The organism is Oerskovia jenensis, assembly GCF_016907235.1.
GTDB lineage: Bacteria > Actinomycetota > Actinomycetes > Actinomycetales > Cellulomonadaceae > Oerskovia > Oerskovia jenensis.
In genome coordinates this window covers 1,046,745-1,065,071 of sequence record NZ_JAFBBO010000001.1, presented here as the reverse complement: position 1 = coordinate 1,065,071, position 18,327 = coordinate 1,046,745, and the positions used below count along the sequence as shown (strand labels likewise).

Genomic DNA, 18,327 nt, shown 5'->3' with positions numbered 1-18,327 from the left:
AAGGAATGGCGACACGCACAGAGATCAAGCGGGACGCCGTCGCGCGCGCACAGGAGCTGCGCGCGACCAGGCGGGCCCGACGCGCCGAGCTGAAGGCGATGGAGCCGCAGGAGCGCAGGGCGGCCAAGGCCGCCGACAAGCGTGCGGCCCGTCAGACGCGCAAGGCCGCCACGGCGGAGCGCAAGGAGGCCCGCGCCGGGATGACCCGGGCCGAGCGTCGCGAGGACAGGCGCCGCGCGCGCATCGACCGCAAGGTCGAGCACCGCCCGCGCCGCGCGGTCGGCTGGGGGATCACGGCCGTGGCCGTGATCGCGATCGGGGGACTGGTCGCGCCGTTCGCGAGCGCGTTCGGCCGCCTCATGACGATCGAGTACGACTCGTCCTCACCGGCGGGCGTGGCCGCCCGCGAGAACGCCGCCCAGGTCTCGGAGGACATCTCCGACGAGGGGATCGTCCTGCTGAAGAACCAGGACGACCTCCTGCCGCTGGCGGAGGACGACCTCAACGTGTTCAGCTTCGCGTCCTTCAACCTCATCCTCGGGGGCGGCGGGTCGGGCGGCAGCAACCAGTCGCAGGCCGTGACCTTCTACGACGCCCTCGCCGAGCAGGGCGTCACGGTCAACCCCGAGCTCAAGGCGACCATGGAGGAGGCCGGGGCCGAGACCAGCACGGGCGGCGGCAACGGCCTCCTGCAGATCGCGAGCTCGATGCTGAGCCCGGCCGAGGGCGAGCCCGCTCCCGACTACCTCACCGACGACGTCATGGCCCAGGCCGCGGAGTTCTCCGGCACCGCCGTGGTGGTCATCGGGAACGACGGCGTCGAGGGGTCGGACATGAGCGCCGAGCAGCTGCGCCTGACCGACGAGCAGCGTGCCCTGTTCGACCGTGTCACGGCCTCGTTCGACGACGTCGTGGTGGTCGTGAACTCGGGCAACCAGATGGAGCTCGGCTTCCTCGACGAGTGCCCGCAGATCAAGTCCGCGGTGTGGATCGGCACGCCGGGTCCGCGCGGCGCGGTCTCGCTCGCGAAGGTGCTGACGGGCGACGTGAACCCGTCCGGCCGCCTGACCGACACCTACGCCTACGACGTGACGAGCGCCCCGGCGATCGCCAACGTCGGCGACTTCGACTACGCCAACACCAAGCGCGCCTACATGGACTACGAGGAGAGCATCTACGTCGGCTACCGCTACTACGAGACCCGCTACGCGGGGGACGAGGCGGGCTACGCGCAGGCCGTCCAGTTCCCGTTCGGTCACGGCCTGAGCTACACGACGTTCGCGCACGAGGCCACGGCGCCGCGCGTCGAGGGCGACACGATCAGCATCGACGTCACGGTGACCAACACGGGCGACGTCGCGGGCAAGGACGTCGTGCAGGTGTACTTCTCCGCTCCGTACACGCCGGGCGGCATCGAGAAGTCGGCGATCGAGCTCGCGGGCTACGACAAGACGGCGATGCTCCAGCCGGGGGAGTCCGAGACCGTGACCGTCACGTTCGACGTGCGCGACATGGCCTCGTGGGACACCGAGGGGCACGGCGCCTACCTGCTCGAGGCCGGGACCTACCAGGTCTCGGTGCGCACCGACGTCCACACGCCGGTCGCGCAATTCGACCACGTGGTGGCCGAGGACGTCGTCTACGCGACGGACGCCGACACAGGGGCCGAGCTCACGAACCGCTTCGACTACGTCGAGGGTGACCTGACGTACCTCTCGCGCGCCGACTGGGAGGGCACGTACCCGCAGGCACCCGAGGCAGGTGCCATGGCCTCCGACGAGCTGCTCGCACGCATGGACCCGCAGATCGAGCCCGCCGAGGGCCAGACGCCGACGTACGGCGCCGACAACGGTCTCGTCCTGGCCGACCTCGCCGGTCTCGACCACGACGACCCGCAGTGGGAGGAGTTCCTCGACCAGCTCACGCTCGACGAGCAGGTCGACCTCTTCGCCAAGGGTGCGTACCGCACGCATGCCGTCGACCGCCTGGGCATCCCCGCCATGGACCTGCTCGACGGGCCCGCCGGGCTGAACTCCCTGTTCAGCCCGCTCGAGGCGGCCGCCTACCCGACCCAGATCGTCGTGGCCTCGACCTGGAACGACGACCTGGCCCGCGCGCTGGGCGAGTCCGTGGGGACCGAGGCGAACGCCTACGGCATCGAGGGCTGGTACGCCCCCGGCATGAACCTGCACCGCACGGCCCTGGGCGGGCGTGACTTCGAGTACTTCTCGGAGGACCCGCACCTGTCGGGCAAGATGTCGGCCGCGATGGTCTCGGGGGCCGAGAGCAAGGGCGTGCTGACCTTCATGAAGCACTTCGCGCTCAACGAGCAGGAGGTCAACGCCCGCAGCGGCGTGAACGTGTTCGTCGACGAGCAGGCGCTGCGCGAGCTGTACCTCAAGCCGTTCGAGATCACGGTCAAGGAGGCCGGCCCGACCGGCGCCATGAGCTCGTTCATCAACATGGGCGGCGTGTGGGCAGGTGCCAACGAGCAGCTCCTGCAGGACGTGCTCCGCGGCGAGTGGGGCTTCGAGGGCGTCGTCTCGACCGACGCGGTGCTCGGGGCCTGGATGGACCCCGGCCTCGCGGCCCGCTACGGCAACGACCTCATGCTCGCGATGCTCCCGGGCTCCGACAAGGCCACGAAGGCTGCGGTGGACGAGGACCCGGTGGGGGTCGGGAACGCCCTGCGCGACCGCGTCCACACGGTCCTGTACACCGTGCTGCAGACGAACCTCTTCGACTGACCCGGAGAGCTCCCTCCAGGCGCCCGACGCCGGAGCGCACCTTCCCCGCGAAGGCGCGCTCTGGCGTCGGGCGCCTGTGGCGTACCGGTCGTCCCACGGACAATTCGCTCGCCGCGGCCCCCCGCGCCCGCTAGCCTCCGGCCATGACACTCACCCCTCGTCGAGGACCCCGACCGACCACGTCCGACGAGGGCCCGCACCGGCAGGTCGACCAGCTCTCGTCCGCCGCGCTGTGGGGTGAGCTGGTGCTCGCGGCGACCACGATCGACGGGGTCCAGGAGGGCCACAGCTCGGTGTCCCCGGCGACGTCCCGCGCGCTGTTCCTCGACGGCCTCGACCGCACGACGCGCCCCGAGACGTCGCTCGCGACGCCCGACCAGCGCCTCGAACCGGTCCACCTGCACGGCGTGGGGGACACGAGCCTGCACCTGTGCCTGCCGCGCGAGCGGGCCGAGGAGGTCTGCGCGGCGGGCTGGGGCGAGCCGCACCAGTACGCGGACCACGCGACCGAGATCATGGTCTACGGACCGCGCGACGCGGACGAGCTCGCTGTCGTCCTGGGCCTGGTGCGCGAGAGCCTGGACGCGGCACGGGACGCCGCGTCGAGGCCGAGGACGCCGGCCCTCTAGCTCGTCGGGCCGTCGGGAGCCAGCACCTCGACCGACACGAGCGCCACGTCGTCCTCGCGGGTCCGTGGGACGAGCCGGGCCAGCAGGGCGTCGAGGAGGTCGTCGGGGGAGGACCGCACGACCTCCTCGACGATCCCCGGCAGGTGGTCCAGCCCTGCGCGCAACGGCACGTCACGCCTCTCGACGAGGCCGTCGGTGTAGAGGAGCAACGTGTCGCCGGGGCGCAGGAGCGTCGTGTGGTCCGCTCGCACGTCCCCCGCACCGAGCCCGAGCAGCCGGTCGTTGCGTGCCCACAGCAGGTCGACCGAACCGTCGGACCGCACGAGGGCGGGCGGCGGGTGCCCTGCGGAGACCCACGTGAGGGTGCGCTCCGCGGTGGGGCCGGGCAGGCCGATCCGCGCGGCGGCGACGGTCGCGACGGCCTCGACGCCGAGCCCCCCGGCCGCGCGCTCGGTCCGGTCGAGGATCGCGGCGGGGGACTCGACCGAGTCGTAGGCGAGCCCCCGCATGACGCCGCGGAGCTGGCCCATGGCCGCGGCCGCGCGGATGTCGTGCCCCACGACGTCCCCGACGACGACGAACGTGCACCCGCACGACTGCTCGAACGCGTCGTACCAGTCGCCGCCGACGTGCATGTCGCGCGACGCGGGACGGTAGCGGACGTCGATGCGCAGGCCGGCGGGCTGAGCGGGGGGCGTGAGGATCGAGTCCTGGAGCTGGAGGGCGGCTCGCCGTTCGCGGTCGAGGCTCTCCTGGAACCTCCCGACCGACGAACCCATGTGCATCGCGTGGTCGACCACGGCGGCATCGAGCCCGATCCGCTTGTCGACCGCCGCCCGCTGCGAGGTCTGCACGATGTCGGTGACGTCCTCGGCGCGGTGCAGGAGGGCCGTGACCCGGCCGCTCGCGTCGAAGACGGGGATGTTGGTCATGAGCCAGTGGTGCTCGACCCACTCGCCGGGCCGACGCCCCGGTACGTCGATCCGCAGCGGTTCGAGCAGCTCGATGCGTCCCGTCTGCAGGACGCGGCGCAGCGAGGCGACGACGCGGTCCACACGTTCCCGGTCCTCGGGCGAGAAGTCGAAGCCGTCGTTGAGCGGGCGCCCGACCAGCGCCCGCGCGGGCACCTCCAGCATGTCGAGGTAGGCGTCGTTGACGTCGAGCACGGTGAGGTCGGTCGCGAGGAGGACCTTGGGGGCCGAGAGTGCGGCGAACACCGCGCGGTAGTCGGGTGCGGCGCCGTGCGGTCGCGTCGGGTCCGAGTCCGGCGTCGCGACCGCGCGCCGGGCCGCCGGCTCGTGCGTGACGCTCGCCGGGCCTTCCGCGTCGTCCGTCATCGGATCGCCTCTTCCCCCGCGTGTCTCCTCAGCATGGCCGAGTCGTCACGATCCCGCAGCAGGACTGCCGTCGCGCGGGAGCCGCGCGGCCCGGACGACCGACGGCGGAGCGCACCTCCGCGGGGAAGGTGCGCTCCGCCGTCGGGCGTGAGCGGGCACGGCGCTCGTGGCGCGGCGCGACCCGGAGCGTCAGGCCACGTTGTCCGTGTACTCCACGTCCTTGGTCTCCTTGCTCACGAGCAGCGCGACGAGCGTCAGGACCGACATGGCCGACAGGTAGACCCCGACGAGCACGGGCGAGCCGTCGGCCTGCTCCCACAGCGCGACCGCGATGAACGGCGCGACGGCCGCCCCGAGGATCGACGACAGGTTGTAGGCGATCGCCGAGCCCGTGTAGCGGACGTTGGCGGGGAAGAGCTCGGGCAGGATCGCGGCCATGGGGCCGAACGTCAGGCCCATGAGCGTGAAGCCCACGATCAGGAGCGTCATGACGCCCACGGTCCCGCCCGTGAACAGCGGCACGAACAGGGCGCCGAACGCGATGATCGCGACGGTCGTCCAGATCAGGTGCTTGCGCCGCCCGAACCTCTCGGCCATCGGCCCGGAGACGAGCGTGAAGATCCCGAAGAACACGACGCCGACGATGAGCATCACGAGGAAGTCGGTGCGCTCGTAGCCGAGTCCCGGCGCGCCGCCGCTCCCCGCGGGGACCTCGGCGGGCGCGGTGCCGAACGTCAGCGTGAACGTCGTCATGAGGTAGAACAGCACGTAGGTCGCGAGCATGATGAACGTGCCGAGCACGATCTGGCGCCACGAGGAGCGGAACACCTGCGCCACGGGCAGCTTGGCGACCGCGCCGGTCTCGACGACCTTCTGGAACGAGGGGCTCTCGACCAGGCGCAGCCGGACCCACAGGCCCACGATCACCAGGAGCGCACTGGCCAGGAACGGCACGCGCCAGCCCCACGAGGAGAACTGCTCGTCGGTCAGCGTCTCGGCCAGGACCAGGAACGTGGTGTTCGCGAGGATGAAGCCGATGGGCGCGCCGAGCTGGGGGAACGTGCCCCAGATCGCGCGCTTGCCCGCGGGGGCGTTCTCGGTCGCGAGCAGCGCCGCGCCGCTCCACTCGCCGCCGAGGCCCAGGCCCTGGCAGAAGCGCATGAGGACGAGCAGCGCGGGCGCGAGCACGGACCAGCCCGGGGTCGACGACGGGGGCAGCAGGCCGATGAGGAACGTCGCGACGCCCATGGTCAGGAGCGAGGCGACGAGCGTGCCCTTGCGGCCGATCCGGTCGCCGTAGTGGCCGAACACGATCGACCCGAGGGGCCGCGCGACGAACGCGACGCCGAACACCGCGAACGAGGCGAGGAGCTGGGACGTGCTGCCGTCGAGGGCCGAGAAGAACACGGCCGGGAAGACGAGGACCGCGGCGGTCGCGTAGGCGTAGAAGTCGTAGAACTCGATGGACGTGCCGATGAGGCTCGCGAAGATCACGCGCCCCTTGCTGTTGGTCGGGGCGTCGGACGCGCCGGGCGCATCCGGTGCGCCCGCGGCGTCGCCGGTCGGGTGTGCTGCCGTCGTGGTCACGGGGAGGGCTCCTGTGCAGGGGTTCGGGGAAGCGTCGGGGAGGTCCCTGGGCATCGAGGGGGACCGTACTACCCGGTAACTTCGCGCCCCACGGTAAGGACCGGGGCCACAGGGCGAGCAGACCGTCTCGCGATGTGGGCACCCGTCCCGAGGTCGGCCCGAGGTCACCCAGGACCACCACGACCCGCAGGGCATGATGGGAGGACGACCCCCACACGAAGGAGAACCATGCCCCTGCCCCTCCAGCCCACCCTGGACTTCGTCACCGGGCTGCCCAAGGCCGAGCTCCACCTGCACCTCGAGGGCACCCTCGAGCCGGACCTCAAGCTCCGCCTCGCCGGGCGCAACGGCATCGACATCGGTCAGACCACGGTCGAGGAGGTCCAGGCGACGTACAAGTTCACCGACCTCACGAGCTTCCTCGCGGTGTACTACCCGGCCATGGACGTGCTGCAGACCGAGGACGACTTCTTCGAGCTCGCCCACGCCTATCTCCTGCGCGCGGCCGCGAACGGCGTCAAGCGCGCCGAGATGTTCTTCGACCCGCAGGCGCACACCGCGCGCGGCGTCCCGTTCGAGGCCGTCGTCAAGGGCTACCACCGGGCCGCGGCCGCCGCGGCCGACTTCGGCGTCGACGCCGACCTCATCCTGTGCTTCCTGCGTGACCTCTCCGCCGAGAGCGCCGCCGAGACGCTCGAGGCCTCGGTGCCGTTCAAGGACCTGATCCTGGGCGTCGGCCTGGACTCCGACGAGCGCGGCAACCCGCCCGAGAAGTTCACCGCGGTCTTCGCCCGGGCACGTGAGCTCGGCTACCGCCTGACGATGCACTGCGACATCGACCAGGTCGGCAGCATCGACAACATCCGCACGGTGCTGGAGACCATCGAGGTCGACCGCATCGACCACGGCACCAACATCGTCGAGGACCCCGCGCTCGTGGCCGAGGTCAAGGCCCGCGGCATCGGCCTGACGAGCTGCCCCGTGTCGAACAGCTTCGTGACCGACGACATGAAGGCCGTCGAGGTCGCCCAGCTCCTGCGCGACGGCGTCAAGATCACGATCAACTCCGACGACCCGGCGTACTTCGGCGGGTACGTGGCCGACAACTACGCCGCGGTCGCGGCCAAGGCCGGCCTCACGTCCGAGGAGGTCGTGACGCTCGCGAGGAACTCGTTCGAGGCCTCCTGGATCGACGCGGAGGCTCGTGCGGCGTACCTCGAGGAGATCGACCGCTACGTCGAGCAGTACGAGCCCACCCGGCCGTAGCAGGAGCCAGGTGCCCGACGGCGGAGCGCGCCTCGCGCGTGAGGTGCGCTCCGCCGTCGGGCATGTCAGGCCCGTCCGGCATGTCCGGCAGCGAGCGCCCCGCGCGGGCCGACCACGTCTGCACCGGTCAGCGGCGTCCCGGGGCGAGCGGCGTCGTCGGGCGGTCCCCGGTGGGTGAATAATCTTCGGATGCCCTGCGTTGGGGGACGGGGGAGTGCGGCACCGCGAGCGGCGCCGCACTAGTCGACGCGGGGCGGCCCGTCAGGCCGCCGCACGGCGGCCGGACGCACAGTCCGTCGAACGTCCATCGAACCGACCACGAGAGCTAGGCGACCACGACCACATGAACGATCTGCTGTACGTCAACGGCGGCACTCCGCTCAACGGGACCATCACCGTGCGGGGGGCGAAGAACTTCGTCTCCAAGGCGATGGTGGCCTCCCTGCTCGGCGAGGGGCCGAGCGTGCTGCGGAACGTGCCGCAGATCCGCGACGTCGGCGTCGTGACGGGACTGCTCGAGCTGCACGGCGTCAAGGTCGTCGCGGACGAGGCGGGCGGCGTCCTGCACCTCGACCCGACCGACGTCGAGTCCGCGCACGTCGCGGACATCGACGCGCACGCCGGGTCGAGCCGCATCCCGATCCTGTTCTGCGGCCCGCTGCTGCACCGTCTGGGCGAGGCGTTCATCCCGGACCTGGGCGGCTGCCGCATCGGCGACCGGCCCATCAACTACCACCTGGACATCCTGCGTCAGTTCGGCGCCGTGGTGGACAAGCGTGAGCAGGGCATCCACATCCGTGCCCCGCGCCGCCTCCAGGGCACCAAGATCTCCCTGCCGTACCCGAGCGTGGGCGCGACCGAGCAGCTCCTGCTCACGGCCGTGCGCGCCGAGGGCATCACCGAGCTGTCGGGCGCCGCGATCGAGCCCGAGATCATGGACCTCATCGCCGTCCTGCAGAAGATGGGCGCGATCATCTCGGTCGACACCGACCGCGTGATCCGCATCGAGGGCGTCGACAAGCTCATGGGCTACCAGCACACGGCCCTCGGCGACCGCATCGAGGCGGCGTCCTGGGGCTCGGCGGCGCTCGCGACCGGCGGCGACATCACGGTCAAGGGTGCGACGCAGCCCGAGATGATGACGTTCCTCAACACGTTCCGCAAGGTCGGCGGCGAGTTCGAGGTCGAGGAGGACGGCATCCGGTTCTACCACCCGGGCGGCGACCTCAACGCGATCGTGCTCGAGACCGCGGTGCACCCCGGCTTCATGACGGACTGGCAGCAGCCGCTCGTCGTGGCGCTCACGCAGGCCAAGGGCCTGTCGATCGTCCACGAGACGGTCTACGAGAACCGCTTCGGCTTCACCGACGCCCTGCGGGGCATGGGCGCGACCATCCAGGTCTACAAGGAGTGCCTGGGTGGGCTGCCGTGCCGGTTCGGGCAGCGCAACTTCCACCACTCGGCCGTCATCTCCGGCCCGACGCCCCTGTCCGCGGCCGACATCGAGGTCCCGGACCTGCGCGGCGGGTTCAGCCACCTCATCGCGGCGCTCGCGGCCAAGGGCACCTCGACCGTGCGGGGGATCGGTCTGATCGACCGCGGGTACGAGTACTTCCAGGACAAGCTCGAGGCGCTGGGCGCGGACGTCAGCCGCGGCTGACCCGGCTCCTCCGGCGGCCGCAGGGCCGATCGGAGGGTCCCGACACCCGACGGGCGCGGTACGTGCGACGGCACGCACCGCGCCCGTCGTCGTCCTCCCAGGCGTTCCACAGGCTCACGTCATCCTCCGCGCAGGTCCGGGGACCACAGTGGGGGCACGGGCGAACGGCTCGCCCGGGCTGGAGGAGCGACATGTCGAGCGAGCGGCCGTCCGAGACGTCCCCCGAGAACACCCCCGAACCGCGCGCGCCCCGTCGGCGGGCGCTGACCTGGGGAGCGGGAGCGCTCACCTTCAGCGTCCTGACCCTGGGCGGGCTCGCGCTGAGCGCACCCGCGGGGACCGGCGGGAGCACGCCCGCGACGGACGCCGGCCCGGGGGCCTCGGTCGCACCGGCGGCCTCGGTCACCAGCGCGGACACCGGCGCGGACGACATGACAAACGTCACCGAGCACCGGTGACGAACCCGACGGAACGGGTGACGGGGCGCACTGCCTGACCTCTCCTGTCGGCGCCAGGCTGGAGGCATGGACAACGACACCTTCGGCAGCGGCGCCCCGGGCCGCGCTGCCTCCCGGGACGACCTCGTCATCGACGTGCGCGGCCTACGCCGCCGCTACGCGAGCAGCTCTCGCGGCGCCACGGGCTTCGAGGCCGTCGCGGGCGTGGACCTCCAGGTCCGGCGCGGCGAGCTCTTCGCACTCCTCGGGACCAACGGCGCGGGCAAGACCTCGCTCCTCGAGGTCGTCGAGGGGCTGGCTCGCCCCACGGGCGGCACGGTCCAGGTCTTCGGCAAGGACCCCTACCGCCAGCGCGCCCAGGTCCGCCCTCGCATCGGGATCATGCTGCAGGAGGCGGGCTTCCCGTCCGACCTGACGGCGATCGAGACCGCGCGCATGTGGGCCGGGACGCTCGCCGCGCCCCGCCGCGTCGAGGAGGCCCTCGACCTCGTCGCGCTGCGCGGCCGCGCCGACGTCACGGTGAGCTCGCTCTCGGGTGGTGAGCGACGCCGTCTGGACCTCGCCCTGGCGCTCCTCGGTCGCCCCGAGGTCCTGTTCCTCGACGAGCCGACCACGGGGCTCGACCCCGAGAGCCGCCGCTCGGCCTGGGACCTGGTCCGGGGACTGCTCGACGACGGCACGACCGTCGTCCTGACGACCCACTACCTGGAGGAGGCCGAGCGCCTCGCCGACCGCCTCGCGATCATGCACGGTGGCCGGATCGTGCAGGAGGGGACGGTCGCGGAGATCGTCGAGGCCGAGCCCGCGCACGTGTACGTCGACGAGGCGAGCGTGCGCCCCCACCTGGCCGACCTTCCGTTGCTGCCCGGGGAGACGCTCACGCGTGTCGAGGGCGGCACCGTGGCGATCGCGACCCGCGACCTCCAGCGCAGCCTCGCGGTGCTGCTCGCCTGGGCGACCGACCGCGACGTGACCTTCGGACGCATCGAGGCGCGCCCCGCGTCGCTCGAGCAGGCGTTCCTCGCCATCGCGGACGGGCCGGGCGCCGCCCGCACCGCGTCCGCGTCCACCACCGACCCGACGGAGCGTGCCGCATGACCACCCTCGCCCCCACCTCGACCCGCGCCCCGGGCGCCCGGTCGACGCCGCGAGCAGCGAGCGGCCTCACCGGCTCGCTGCGCCGCGTCTCCGCGCTCGTCCGCGCCGAGACCACCCTCCTCCTGCGCAACCGGACGGCCCTGTTCAACGGGGTGCTGCTCGCCCCGGCCATGGTGGCCTTCCTGCACTTCTCGGGCGCGTTCGGGGCCTTCGTGGGCGACGACGCGGGAGACTCGATCATCGGCGCGTTCGCGCTCACGAGCCTCGTCTGCTTCGCCCTCATGTTCGTCGTCTACTACAACCTGGCCAGCGCCTACGTGGCCCGGCGCGAGGAGCTCGTGCTCAAGCGGCTGCGGACCGGGCAGTGCTCCGACGCGGAGATCCTGGCGGGAGCCGCGACGCCCGCGGTCGTGACCATGCTGGGACAGCTCGTCCTGGGTGGGGTCGCGATCGCGCTCTGGATCGGGCTCGACGCCCCGGCGAACGTCCTGCTGCTGCTCGTCGCGGTCCTCGGGGGGACGTTCGTCTTCACGGCGCTCGCGGCCGCGAGCACCGCGTTCACTCGCACGCTCGAGTCCGCGCAGCTCTCGACGCTGCCGATCATGGCGCTCGCGCTGCTCCTGTCCGGGACGACGCTCCCGCTCACGTTGCTCCCCGAGCGCGTCCAGACCCTCGCCGAGCTCACGCCCCTGCACCCGGTCGCCGAGCTCCTGACGATCGGCCTCACGGGTCTCGGTCCCGACGGCGTCGCGGTGGGCTTCGGGGAGACGTTCGCCCTGGCGGCGGAGCCCCTCGCGGTCCTGGCCGCCTGGTGCGTGCTCGGCGCGTGGCTCGCGACCCGGTACATGCGGTGGGAGCCGCGTCGTTGAGTCCTGCCGGCGGCTCCCTCGAGGGGGCCGCCGAGGACGAGGTCGTGGTCGTTCCCCTGCCGAGGACGACCGCGACCTCGTCCTCGGCACCGTGGGCGCCGCCCGCGCGCATGAAAGGGTGGTGCCCGTGAGCCGGAACCCCTTCGTCGGCGCGTGGTCGCGCCGCTCCAACCCCGAACGGTTCGACACCTACACGCGCTGGTCGCTGTACGTGGTGGCGACGTTCGAGCTCTTCGTGGTGCTCTGGGTCGTCGGTGAGGTACCCACGGGGCACCCGGCCCTGCTCGCCCCCCTGATCGGGCTGTGCCTCGCGCACACCGCGTCGTGCGTCGTCGTGATCCGGTACGGGGTCACCCGGTTCCTCGGCGGCCCGGTGCCTCCCCGGTGGGCCCTGGGCGCCATGTGGGGGCTCGCGCTCGCGACCTGCGTGGTCGGCCTCGCGGCGTACCCCACGGGTGAGGGGTCCATGTTCCAGGGCAACACCCCGGTCCTGGTCGTGACCGCGGCGACCGCGTTCTCGGTCGCGGCCTGCGCGCCGCTCCTGGCCTTCCGGTGGTTGGCGCTCGGGGCGGTCGGTGTCGCGGCGGTCTCGGGGCTCGTCTCGTGGGTCGTCGCCCCGGTCCGCGACGAGACGGCGGCGGGCATCGCGGTGGGCCAGGGCATCGGCGTCGTCCTCATGTGCGTCGGCATCTTCGCGTCCTACCGCGTGTCCGTCTGGATGCTGGGGATCGTGTGGGAGCAGGAGCGCAACCGTGTCCTGCACGCGCGCCTGGCCGTCGCCGAGGAGCGGCTGCGGTTCTCGCGCGACCTGCACGACGTGTTCGGCCGCACGCTCTCGGTCGTGGCCGTCAAGAGCGAGCTGGCCGCCGAGCTCGCCGCACGCGGTCGCCCGGGAGCGGCCGAGCAGATGCTCGAGGTGCGCCAGATCGCGCAGGACTCGCTGCGCGAGGTGCGGGCCGTGGTCGCCGGGTACCGGGCCACGGACCTGCCGGCGGAGCTCAGCGGAGCCCGCTCGGTCCTGCGGTCGGCCGACATCGAGACCACGATCGAGTCCTGCGGCGACGAGCAGGAGACAGCGCTGCCCCTGGCCACGCAGGAGGCGCTCGCCTGGGTCGTGCGCGAGGCCGTGACCAACGTGGTGCGGCACTCGGACGCCGCCCGGTGCGAGATCACGCTGCGCGTCGACCGCGGCGAGGCGGTGCTGACCGTCACGAACGACGGCGTCCCCGACCTCGACCGCACCACCACCAGCCCGGGGAGCCCCAGCGGGTCCGGCCTGATCGGCCTGGGCGAACGGCTCGCCGAGACCGGTGGGCGCCTCGAGACCCATCTCCTGCCGCCCGTCTTCCGCCTCACGGCCAGCGTCCCGCTGCCGAGCCCCGGCATGGGTAGCCTCGTCCCGCGCCTGCCGCGCGGCTCCCGGGGCCGTAGCACAGGAACCCCCAGCCCCACCGAGGAAGGCCCCACCGCGTGATCCGCATCCTGCTCGCCGACGACGAGAACCTCATCCGCGACGCCCTGGCCACCCTGCTCTCGCTCGAGGACGACCTCGAGGTCGTCGTCCAGGCCGCGTCCGGGCCGGAGGCGCTCGCGGCCGCGCGCAAGCACACCCCGGACGTCGCGGTGCTCGACCTCCAGATGCCCGGCCTCGACGGCATCGAGGTCGCCCGGGCACTGGCCGTCGAGGTGCCGGGGTGCAGGGTCGTCATGGTCACGAGCCACGGTCGCCCCGGGTATCTCAAGCGCGCGCTCGAGGCGGGTGTCGGGGCCTTCCTGCCCAAGACGGTCTCCTCGCGCGTCCTCGCGGACGTGGTGCGCCAGGTCCAGGCCGGCGGACGCTACGTCGACCCCGAGCTCGCGGCCGAGGCCATCGCGGCGGGCTCGAGCCCGCTGACGCCTCGCGAGGCCGACGTCCTGGAGCTCGCGGCCGGGGGAGCCCCCGTCGAGGAGATCGCGACCCGCGCGTCGCTCGCCCCGGGCACGGTGCGCAACTACCTGTCCTCGGCCGCCGCGAAGCTCGGGGCGACCAACCGGCACGAGGCCGTGCACCTCGCGCGGCGGCACGGCTGGATCTGACCTGCCGGGCTCGCCGCGTGGGCTCGGGGTCACGGGCGTGACCGTCCGTCGAGATGCGGCCAACGGGGGTCGAGAGCCCGCCAGAACCCCAGATGGCCGCATCTCGATCCTGCGCACCCGGGGCGCGCGGCGTCGTCGGGCCCGACGACGCCACGTCGCCCGGTAGGCTCGGTGACCGTGCCGAAAGCTCATCCTGACAGCCGCGCGTACCGCATCGTCGCGCTCATCGTGCGACCCCTCATGTTCGCCATCACCCGCCGCGACTGGCAGGGTGCGGAGAACATCCCTGCCTCGGGCGGATTCATCGCTGCCGGCAACCACATGTCGAACATCGACCCGTTGACGTTCGCCCACTTCCTGTACGACCACGGCCGGGCGCCCAAGATCCTCGCCAAGGCGTCGCTCTGGAAGATCCCCGGCCTGCGTCTGCTCCTGGACCGCACCGGGATGATCCCGGTGCAGCGCAACACGGCAGGGGCTGCGTCCTCGGTGAGCGCGGCGGTCGACCAGCTCGCGCTGGGCGAGTGCGTCGCGGTCTTCCCCGAGGGCACCCTGACCCGTGACCCGGACCTGTGGCCCATGGTCGGCAAGACGGGCGCAGCACGCCTGGCCCTGGCGAGCCGCATGCCCGTGGTGCCGATCGCGCAGTGGGGCATGCAGGACATCCTGCCGCGCTACAGCAAGCGGTTCCGGCCGATCCCGCCCAAGAACGTCGCGGTGCACGCGGGCCCGCCCGTCGACCTGTCGGACCTCTACGAGCGTCCCGTCGACACCGTGACCCTGCGAGAGGCCACCAACCGCATCATGGACGCCATCACGGCGCTGCTCGAGGAGATCCGCGGCGAGAAGGCCCCGGCCGAGCGGTTCGACGTCCGCAAGAACCCCGGCTCGGAGGAACGCAAGTGAGCGCCCAGCAGATCACCGCGACCGTCCTGGGGTCCGGGGCGTGGGGCACGACCTTCGCCGCGGTCCTGGCCGACGCGGGGTGCGAGGTCCGTCTGTGGGGTCGCAACGCCGACGTCGCCGCGGACATCAACGCGACCCGGCGCAACTCCGCGTACCTGCCCGACATCGACCTGCCCGCGGGGCTCACAGCCACGACCGACGCCGCGCAGGCTCTCGCCGGTGCGCAGCTCGTCGTGGTCGCGATCCCGTCGCAGAGTGCCCGTGCGACGCTCGCGCCGCTGCGAGAGCACCTCGCCGAGGGGGTCGTCGCGGTCTCGCTCATGAAGGGCGTCGAGCTCAGCACCGACCGTCGCATGAGCGAGGTCGTCGCCGAGGTCTGGGACCTGCCGCTCGACCGGGTCGCGGTCGTGTCCGGACCGAACCTCGCCCGCGAGATCGCCGAGCACCAGCCGACCGCGACCGTCGTCTCGGCGACGAACGAGGAGACCGCGCGCTTCGTCGCGGCGGCCTGCTCGTCGTCGTACTTCCGCCCGTACACCAACTCCGACGTCGTGGGCGTGGAGCTGTGCGGAGCCGTGAAGAACGTCATCGCGCTCGCCGTGGGCATCGCCCAGGGGCGAGGGTTCGGGTACAACACGACCGCGACGGTCATCACGCGCGGCCTGGTGGAGATCACCCGGCTCGGGCTCGCGCTCGGTGCCGACGCCGAGACGTTCTCGGGCCTCGCGGGCATGGGGGACCTGGTCGCGACGTGCACGTCCCCCTTGTCGCGCAACCACACGCTGGGCAAGCACATCGGCCGTGGCATGAGCCTCGACGAGGCCGTCGCGGCCACGGGCGGCACGGCAGAGGGAGTCAAGTCCTGCCGGTCGGTGCTCGAGCTCGCGCAGAAGGTGGGCGTCGACATGCCCATCACGGCCGGTGTGGTCGCCGTCCTGCACCAGGGCATGCCGGTCGACGACATGGCCCGCGGACTGCTCGCGCGGCCGCAGAAGTCCGAGGGCGTGACGTCGGGGCGCTGAGGCGACCGCGCCGCTCCGCCGGCTCGGCGCCCTGACGGGCGCCGAGCCGGCAGCCGTCACACGTCGTCGTTGCGCACCTCGACCACGACCCGCGTCGGGTCGGTCAGGGCGTAGACCCGGAACGGGCTGACCTCGTCCGTCCCGACGAACGCCTGGGTGGACCCCTCGAAGACGCTGCCGAGCAGGACCTCCTCGACCTCGTCGGTCTCGGCGACCCGCACGGGGTTGGGCCCCGAGTACTCGGCCACGCCCGTGTCCGTGGGGTAGCCCGAGCCGGAGATCATGACCTGCAGGGTGCCGTCGCCGTCGAGGTGGACCACGTTCCCGCTCCCGTCCTCGACCGCTTCCGGCACGTACTCGACCCGCCAGCCGGGTGTGCCCGTCCCGCCGAGCTCGAAGACCACGCGGTCGAACCCGTCGTGCCGCCCGACGCGCACGTCGGTCACGGTCAGGGCCGCGCCCGCGGAGGGCTCCGACGTGTCGGGCTCGGTGTCCGCGGGGAACGGGGCAGCGGAGGTCGAGCCGTCGTCGTCCGTGGACCCGGTCGGGGTGTCCGTCGCGCCCGCCGACGCGGACGGGTCGAGGGGCGACGAGGCGGCCGGGGACGGGGTGCTCGGTCCCTCGTCGTCCCGGTCGTCCCCGCCCGAGCACGCCGTGAGCACAAGGACCGCGGTCACGCTCCCAGCGGTGAGTGCTGCGGTTCGCCGACGTCGGGTCGTGCCCTTCATGGGTTTCGCCTCCGAGAGAGTCCGTCCGGGACCTCTTCCCGGGTGACCTTCGAGCCTAGGCGTGCACAGGCGCGGCCGCACGGGCTCCCACGAGGAAGACCGGTCCCGGCCGTCGTCGCCGCCCGTCGACACTCCCTCGCACGTGGGATGACTGGGGCTCCAGCCCGCCCTACCGTGGCCTCATGGAGTGGATCAGCAGCGCGGGCGCACCCCTGTTCGTCGTCGTCGTGGTCGTGATCGTCGCCGTCGTCGCGATCGAGCGCATGGTCGGCGGACGAGCCGAGGAGCGGCGGCAGGGCGACGGGCGCGGGTCGGGCGAGAGCGCCGGAGCGGGCGCGTTCGGCGAGCTCGTCGACGTGTTCCAGCCCAGCCGGGTCCACCTCACCGAGGAGAAGGAGCGGCAGCGGCTCGACATCGCGCAGGCGCCGTCCACGGCTCCGCCGATCGACGTGGACCTCGAGTCTGGCGTCGTCGTCTTCAGCGCGGACGTCCACGAGGCACCGACCACCGGTTCGCCGGACGCCGAGCCGCAGGACGCCGCAGGCCCGGCGCCCGCGCGTCCCTGATCTCGGCAGGAGCCGACTCCCGCGCCGTGTCGTCGCGGACCTGACCAGCACGCGACCCGGTGCCGGGTGGCCGGGGCGAGTGGCGCCGTCGGGCCCCCTAGGCGCGGGCCGCCGCCCGCAGCGCCCGGTCGAGGTCCGCCCACAGGTCCTCGACGTCCTCGATGCCGACGCTCAGACGCAGCAGGTCGTCGGGGACCGTGTGCGACTCGGTCGCGAACCGACGCCGCCGCTCGAGGCTCGACTCGACCCCTCCGAGGCTCGTCGCGGGAACCCACAGCTCGACGGCCTCGACGAGCGCGTCCGCGGCCTCGCGCCCCCCACGGGGGCGCAGGCCGAGGATCGCCCCGAAGCCCGTCATGGTGCGGGCCGCGCGCTCGTGTCCTGGGTCGGTCGGCAGGCTCGGGTGCCGGACCTCCTCGACGAGCGGGTGCTCCGCGAGGCGCCGCGCGATCTCCGCGGCGTTGGCCTGCGAGCGCTCGACGCGCAGCGCGAGCGTGCGCAGCCCGCGCAGCGCGAGCCACACCTCCCACGGCCCGGCGATCGCGCCGTGCAGCGTCCGGTAGGCACGCACCTTCGCGGCCAGCTCCGCGTCGTTCGTGACGACGGCCCCGAGCACGACGTCGGAGTGTCCCGCGAGGTACTTCGTGACCGAGTGCACGACGAGGTCCGCGCCCAGGGCGAGCGGCTGCTGGCCGAGCGGCGTCGCGAACGTGTTGTCGACCGCCGTGAGCACCCCGCGCTCGCGGGCGGCGGCGAGGAGCACGGGCAGGTCCGCGACCTCGAGCATGGGGTTGGTCGGCGACTCGACGAGCAACAGGTCCGCGCCGTCGATCGCGGCGAGCACCTGGTCGGTGTCAGCGACGTCGACCCGGACGACCTCGACCCCGTGCCGGGCCGCGAGGTCGTCCGCGAAGCCCAGCGTCACCTGGTAGGCGTGCCGCGGCAGCACGACCTTGCCGCCCGCGGGGACGAACGCGAAGACCGCCGCGATCGCGGCCATGCCGCTGCTGAACACGATGCCGGGCTCGGCCGCGCCCTCCAGGGTCGCGAGCGCCTCCTCGAACGGGTGCCACGTCTCGGTGTCCATGCGTGTGTAGAGGAGCTCGCCCGGCTGCTGCACCCCGCGCGACACGTACGTCGAGGACAGGACCACGGGCGGGTTGACCGGCCCGCCCTGCTCGCGGGGCGGGCGCCCCGCCGCGACCGCGATCGTGGCGGGGGACAGCGGTGAGCGGTGGACGGTGGGCTCGGTCGGCTCGGTCGGCTCGGTCGTCATGGAGGTGAGATTACGCCTGGCGGCCGGGTGGGTGCCGCGGGCAACCGCAGGTGAAGACGGGGGCGTCGAGGATGCGGCGCGGACCGTCTGCCGCGGCAGGAC

General features: G+C 72.7%; 16 protein-coding genes. 12 read left to right on the top strand and 4 right to left on the bottom strand.

Annotation, left to right across the window (positions count from 1 at the left end; all coding sequences use genetic code 11):
* Positions 1-5 precede the first annotated feature (5 nt).
* Both JOD49_RS04820 and JOD49_RS04815 read left to right on the top strand, forming a co-directional pair.
* Positions 6-2,747 carry a beta-glucosidase gene (locus JOD49_RS04820; protein WP_205306198.1) on the top strand — a complete coding sequence of 914 codons (2,742 nt, stop codon included), beginning with the start codon at positions 6-8 and terminating at the stop codon, positions 2,745-2,747.
* A gap of 143 nt (positions 2,748-2,890) precedes the next feature.
* Entirely contained in the window at positions 2,891-3,376 is a 486-nt protein-coding gene (locus tag JOD49_RS04815; RefSeq protein WP_239525143.1) for a luciferase domain-containing protein, read from the top strand.
* Here JOD49_RS04815 and JOD49_RS04810 read toward each other — a convergent pair.
* Together JOD49_RS04810 and JOD49_RS04805 are read right to left on the bottom strand one after the other, a co-directional pair.
* On the bottom strand, positions 3,373-4,713 hold the full coding sequence (locus tag JOD49_RS04810) for a PP2C family protein-serine/threonine phosphatase (RefSeq protein ID WP_205306197.1): 1,341 nt from the start codon (positions 4,711-4,713) through the stop codon (positions 3,373-3,375). The genes JOD49_RS04815 and JOD49_RS04810 overlap by 4 nt on opposite strands.
* A 189-nt stretch (positions 4,714-4,902) precedes the next feature.
* A complete protein-coding gene (locus JOD49_RS04805) occupies positions 4,903-6,300 on the bottom strand; it encodes an MFS transporter (RefSeq protein WP_307822390.1) in 1,398 nt (465 codons plus the stop codon).
* A gap of 228 nt (positions 6,301-6,528) precedes the next feature.
* Between JOD49_RS04805 and add the strand changes: the two genes are divergently transcribed.
* The 9 genes from add (at position 6,529) to JOD49_RS04760 (ending at position 15,655) form a co-directional block, all read left to right on the top strand.
* Complete coding sequence (add, locus tag JOD49_RS04800; RefSeq protein WP_205306195.1) at positions 6,529-7,566, top strand: adenosine deaminase; 1,038 nt, start codon at positions 6,529-6,531, stop codon at positions 7,564-7,566.
* A 343-nt stretch (positions 7,567-7,909) separates the two neighbouring features.
* Complete coding sequence (gene murA, locus JOD49_RS04795; protein ID WP_205306194.1) at positions 7,910-9,226, top strand: UDP-N-acetylglucosamine 1-carboxyvinyltransferase; 1,317 nt, start codon at positions 7,910-7,912, stop codon at positions 9,224-9,226.
* A 191-nt stretch (positions 9,227-9,417) separates the two neighbouring features.
* Positions 9,418-9,684: a hypothetical protein gene (locus JOD49_RS04790; protein WP_205306193.1), complete on the top strand. Its 267-nt coding sequence runs from the start codon at positions 9,418-9,420 to the stop codon at positions 9,682-9,684.
* A 66-nt stretch (positions 9,685-9,750) separates the two neighbouring features.
* Entirely contained in the window at positions 9,751-10,782 is a 1,032-nt protein-coding gene (locus tag JOD49_RS04785; protein ID WP_205306192.1) for an ABC transporter ATP-binding protein, read from the top strand.
* Complete coding sequence (locus tag JOD49_RS04780) at positions 10,779-11,651, top strand: ABC transporter permease (protein ID WP_205306191.1); 873 nt, start codon at positions 10,779-10,781, stop codon at positions 11,649-11,651. Before JOD49_RS04785 ends, JOD49_RS04780 begins: the two co-directional genes overlap by 4 nt.
* 127 nt (positions 11,652-11,778) lie before the next feature.
* Positions 11,779-13,125 (top strand): sensor histidine kinase, encoded by a 1,347-nt coding sequence (locus JOD49_RS20665; protein ID WP_205306190.1) that lies wholly within the window; start codon positions 11,779-11,781, stop codon positions 13,123-13,125.
* On the top strand, positions 13,122-13,727 hold the full coding sequence (locus JOD49_RS04770) for a response regulator transcription factor (RefSeq protein WP_205306189.1): 606 nt from the start codon (positions 13,122-13,124) through the stop codon (positions 13,725-13,727). The genes JOD49_RS20665 and JOD49_RS04770 overlap by 4 nt, the downstream gene beginning before the upstream one ends.
* Positions 13,728-13,967: 240 nt before the next feature.
* Positions 13,968-14,633 carry a lysophospholipid acyltransferase family protein gene (locus JOD49_RS04765; protein ID WP_205306188.1) on the top strand — a complete coding sequence of 222 codons (666 nt, stop codon included), beginning with the start codon at positions 13,968-13,970 and terminating at the stop codon, positions 14,631-14,633.
* Entirely contained in the window at positions 14,630-15,655 is a 1,026-nt protein-coding gene (locus tag JOD49_RS04760) for an NAD(P)H-dependent glycerol-3-phosphate dehydrogenase (protein WP_307822389.1), read from the top strand. Before JOD49_RS04765 ends, JOD49_RS04760 begins: the two co-directional genes overlap by 4 nt.
* 56 nt (positions 15,656-15,711) lie before the next feature.
* On the opposite strand, the gene JOD49_RS04755 is transcribed toward JOD49_RS04760, so the two are convergent.
* Positions 15,712-16,332, bottom strand: coding sequence for an AMIN-like domain-containing (lipo)protein (locus JOD49_RS04755; protein ID WP_307822388.1), 621 nt, complete (start codon positions 16,330-16,332; stop codon positions 15,712-15,714).
* Positions 16,333-16,565: 233 nt separating this feature from the next.
* Between JOD49_RS04755 and JOD49_RS04750 the strand changes: the two genes are divergently transcribed.
* Positions 16,566-16,949, top strand: a complete 384-nt coding sequence (locus JOD49_RS04750) for a DUF6191 domain-containing protein (protein WP_205306186.1) — start codon at positions 16,566-16,568, stop codon at positions 16,947-16,949.
* 97 nt (positions 16,950-17,046) lie between these two features.
* Here JOD49_RS04750 and JOD49_RS04745 read toward each other — a convergent pair whose 3' ends face one another.
* Entirely contained in the window at positions 17,047-18,225 is a 1,179-nt protein-coding gene (locus JOD49_RS04745; RefSeq protein WP_205306185.1) for a trans-sulfuration enzyme family protein, read from the bottom strand.
* Positions 18,226-18,327: the final 102 nt, after the last annotated feature.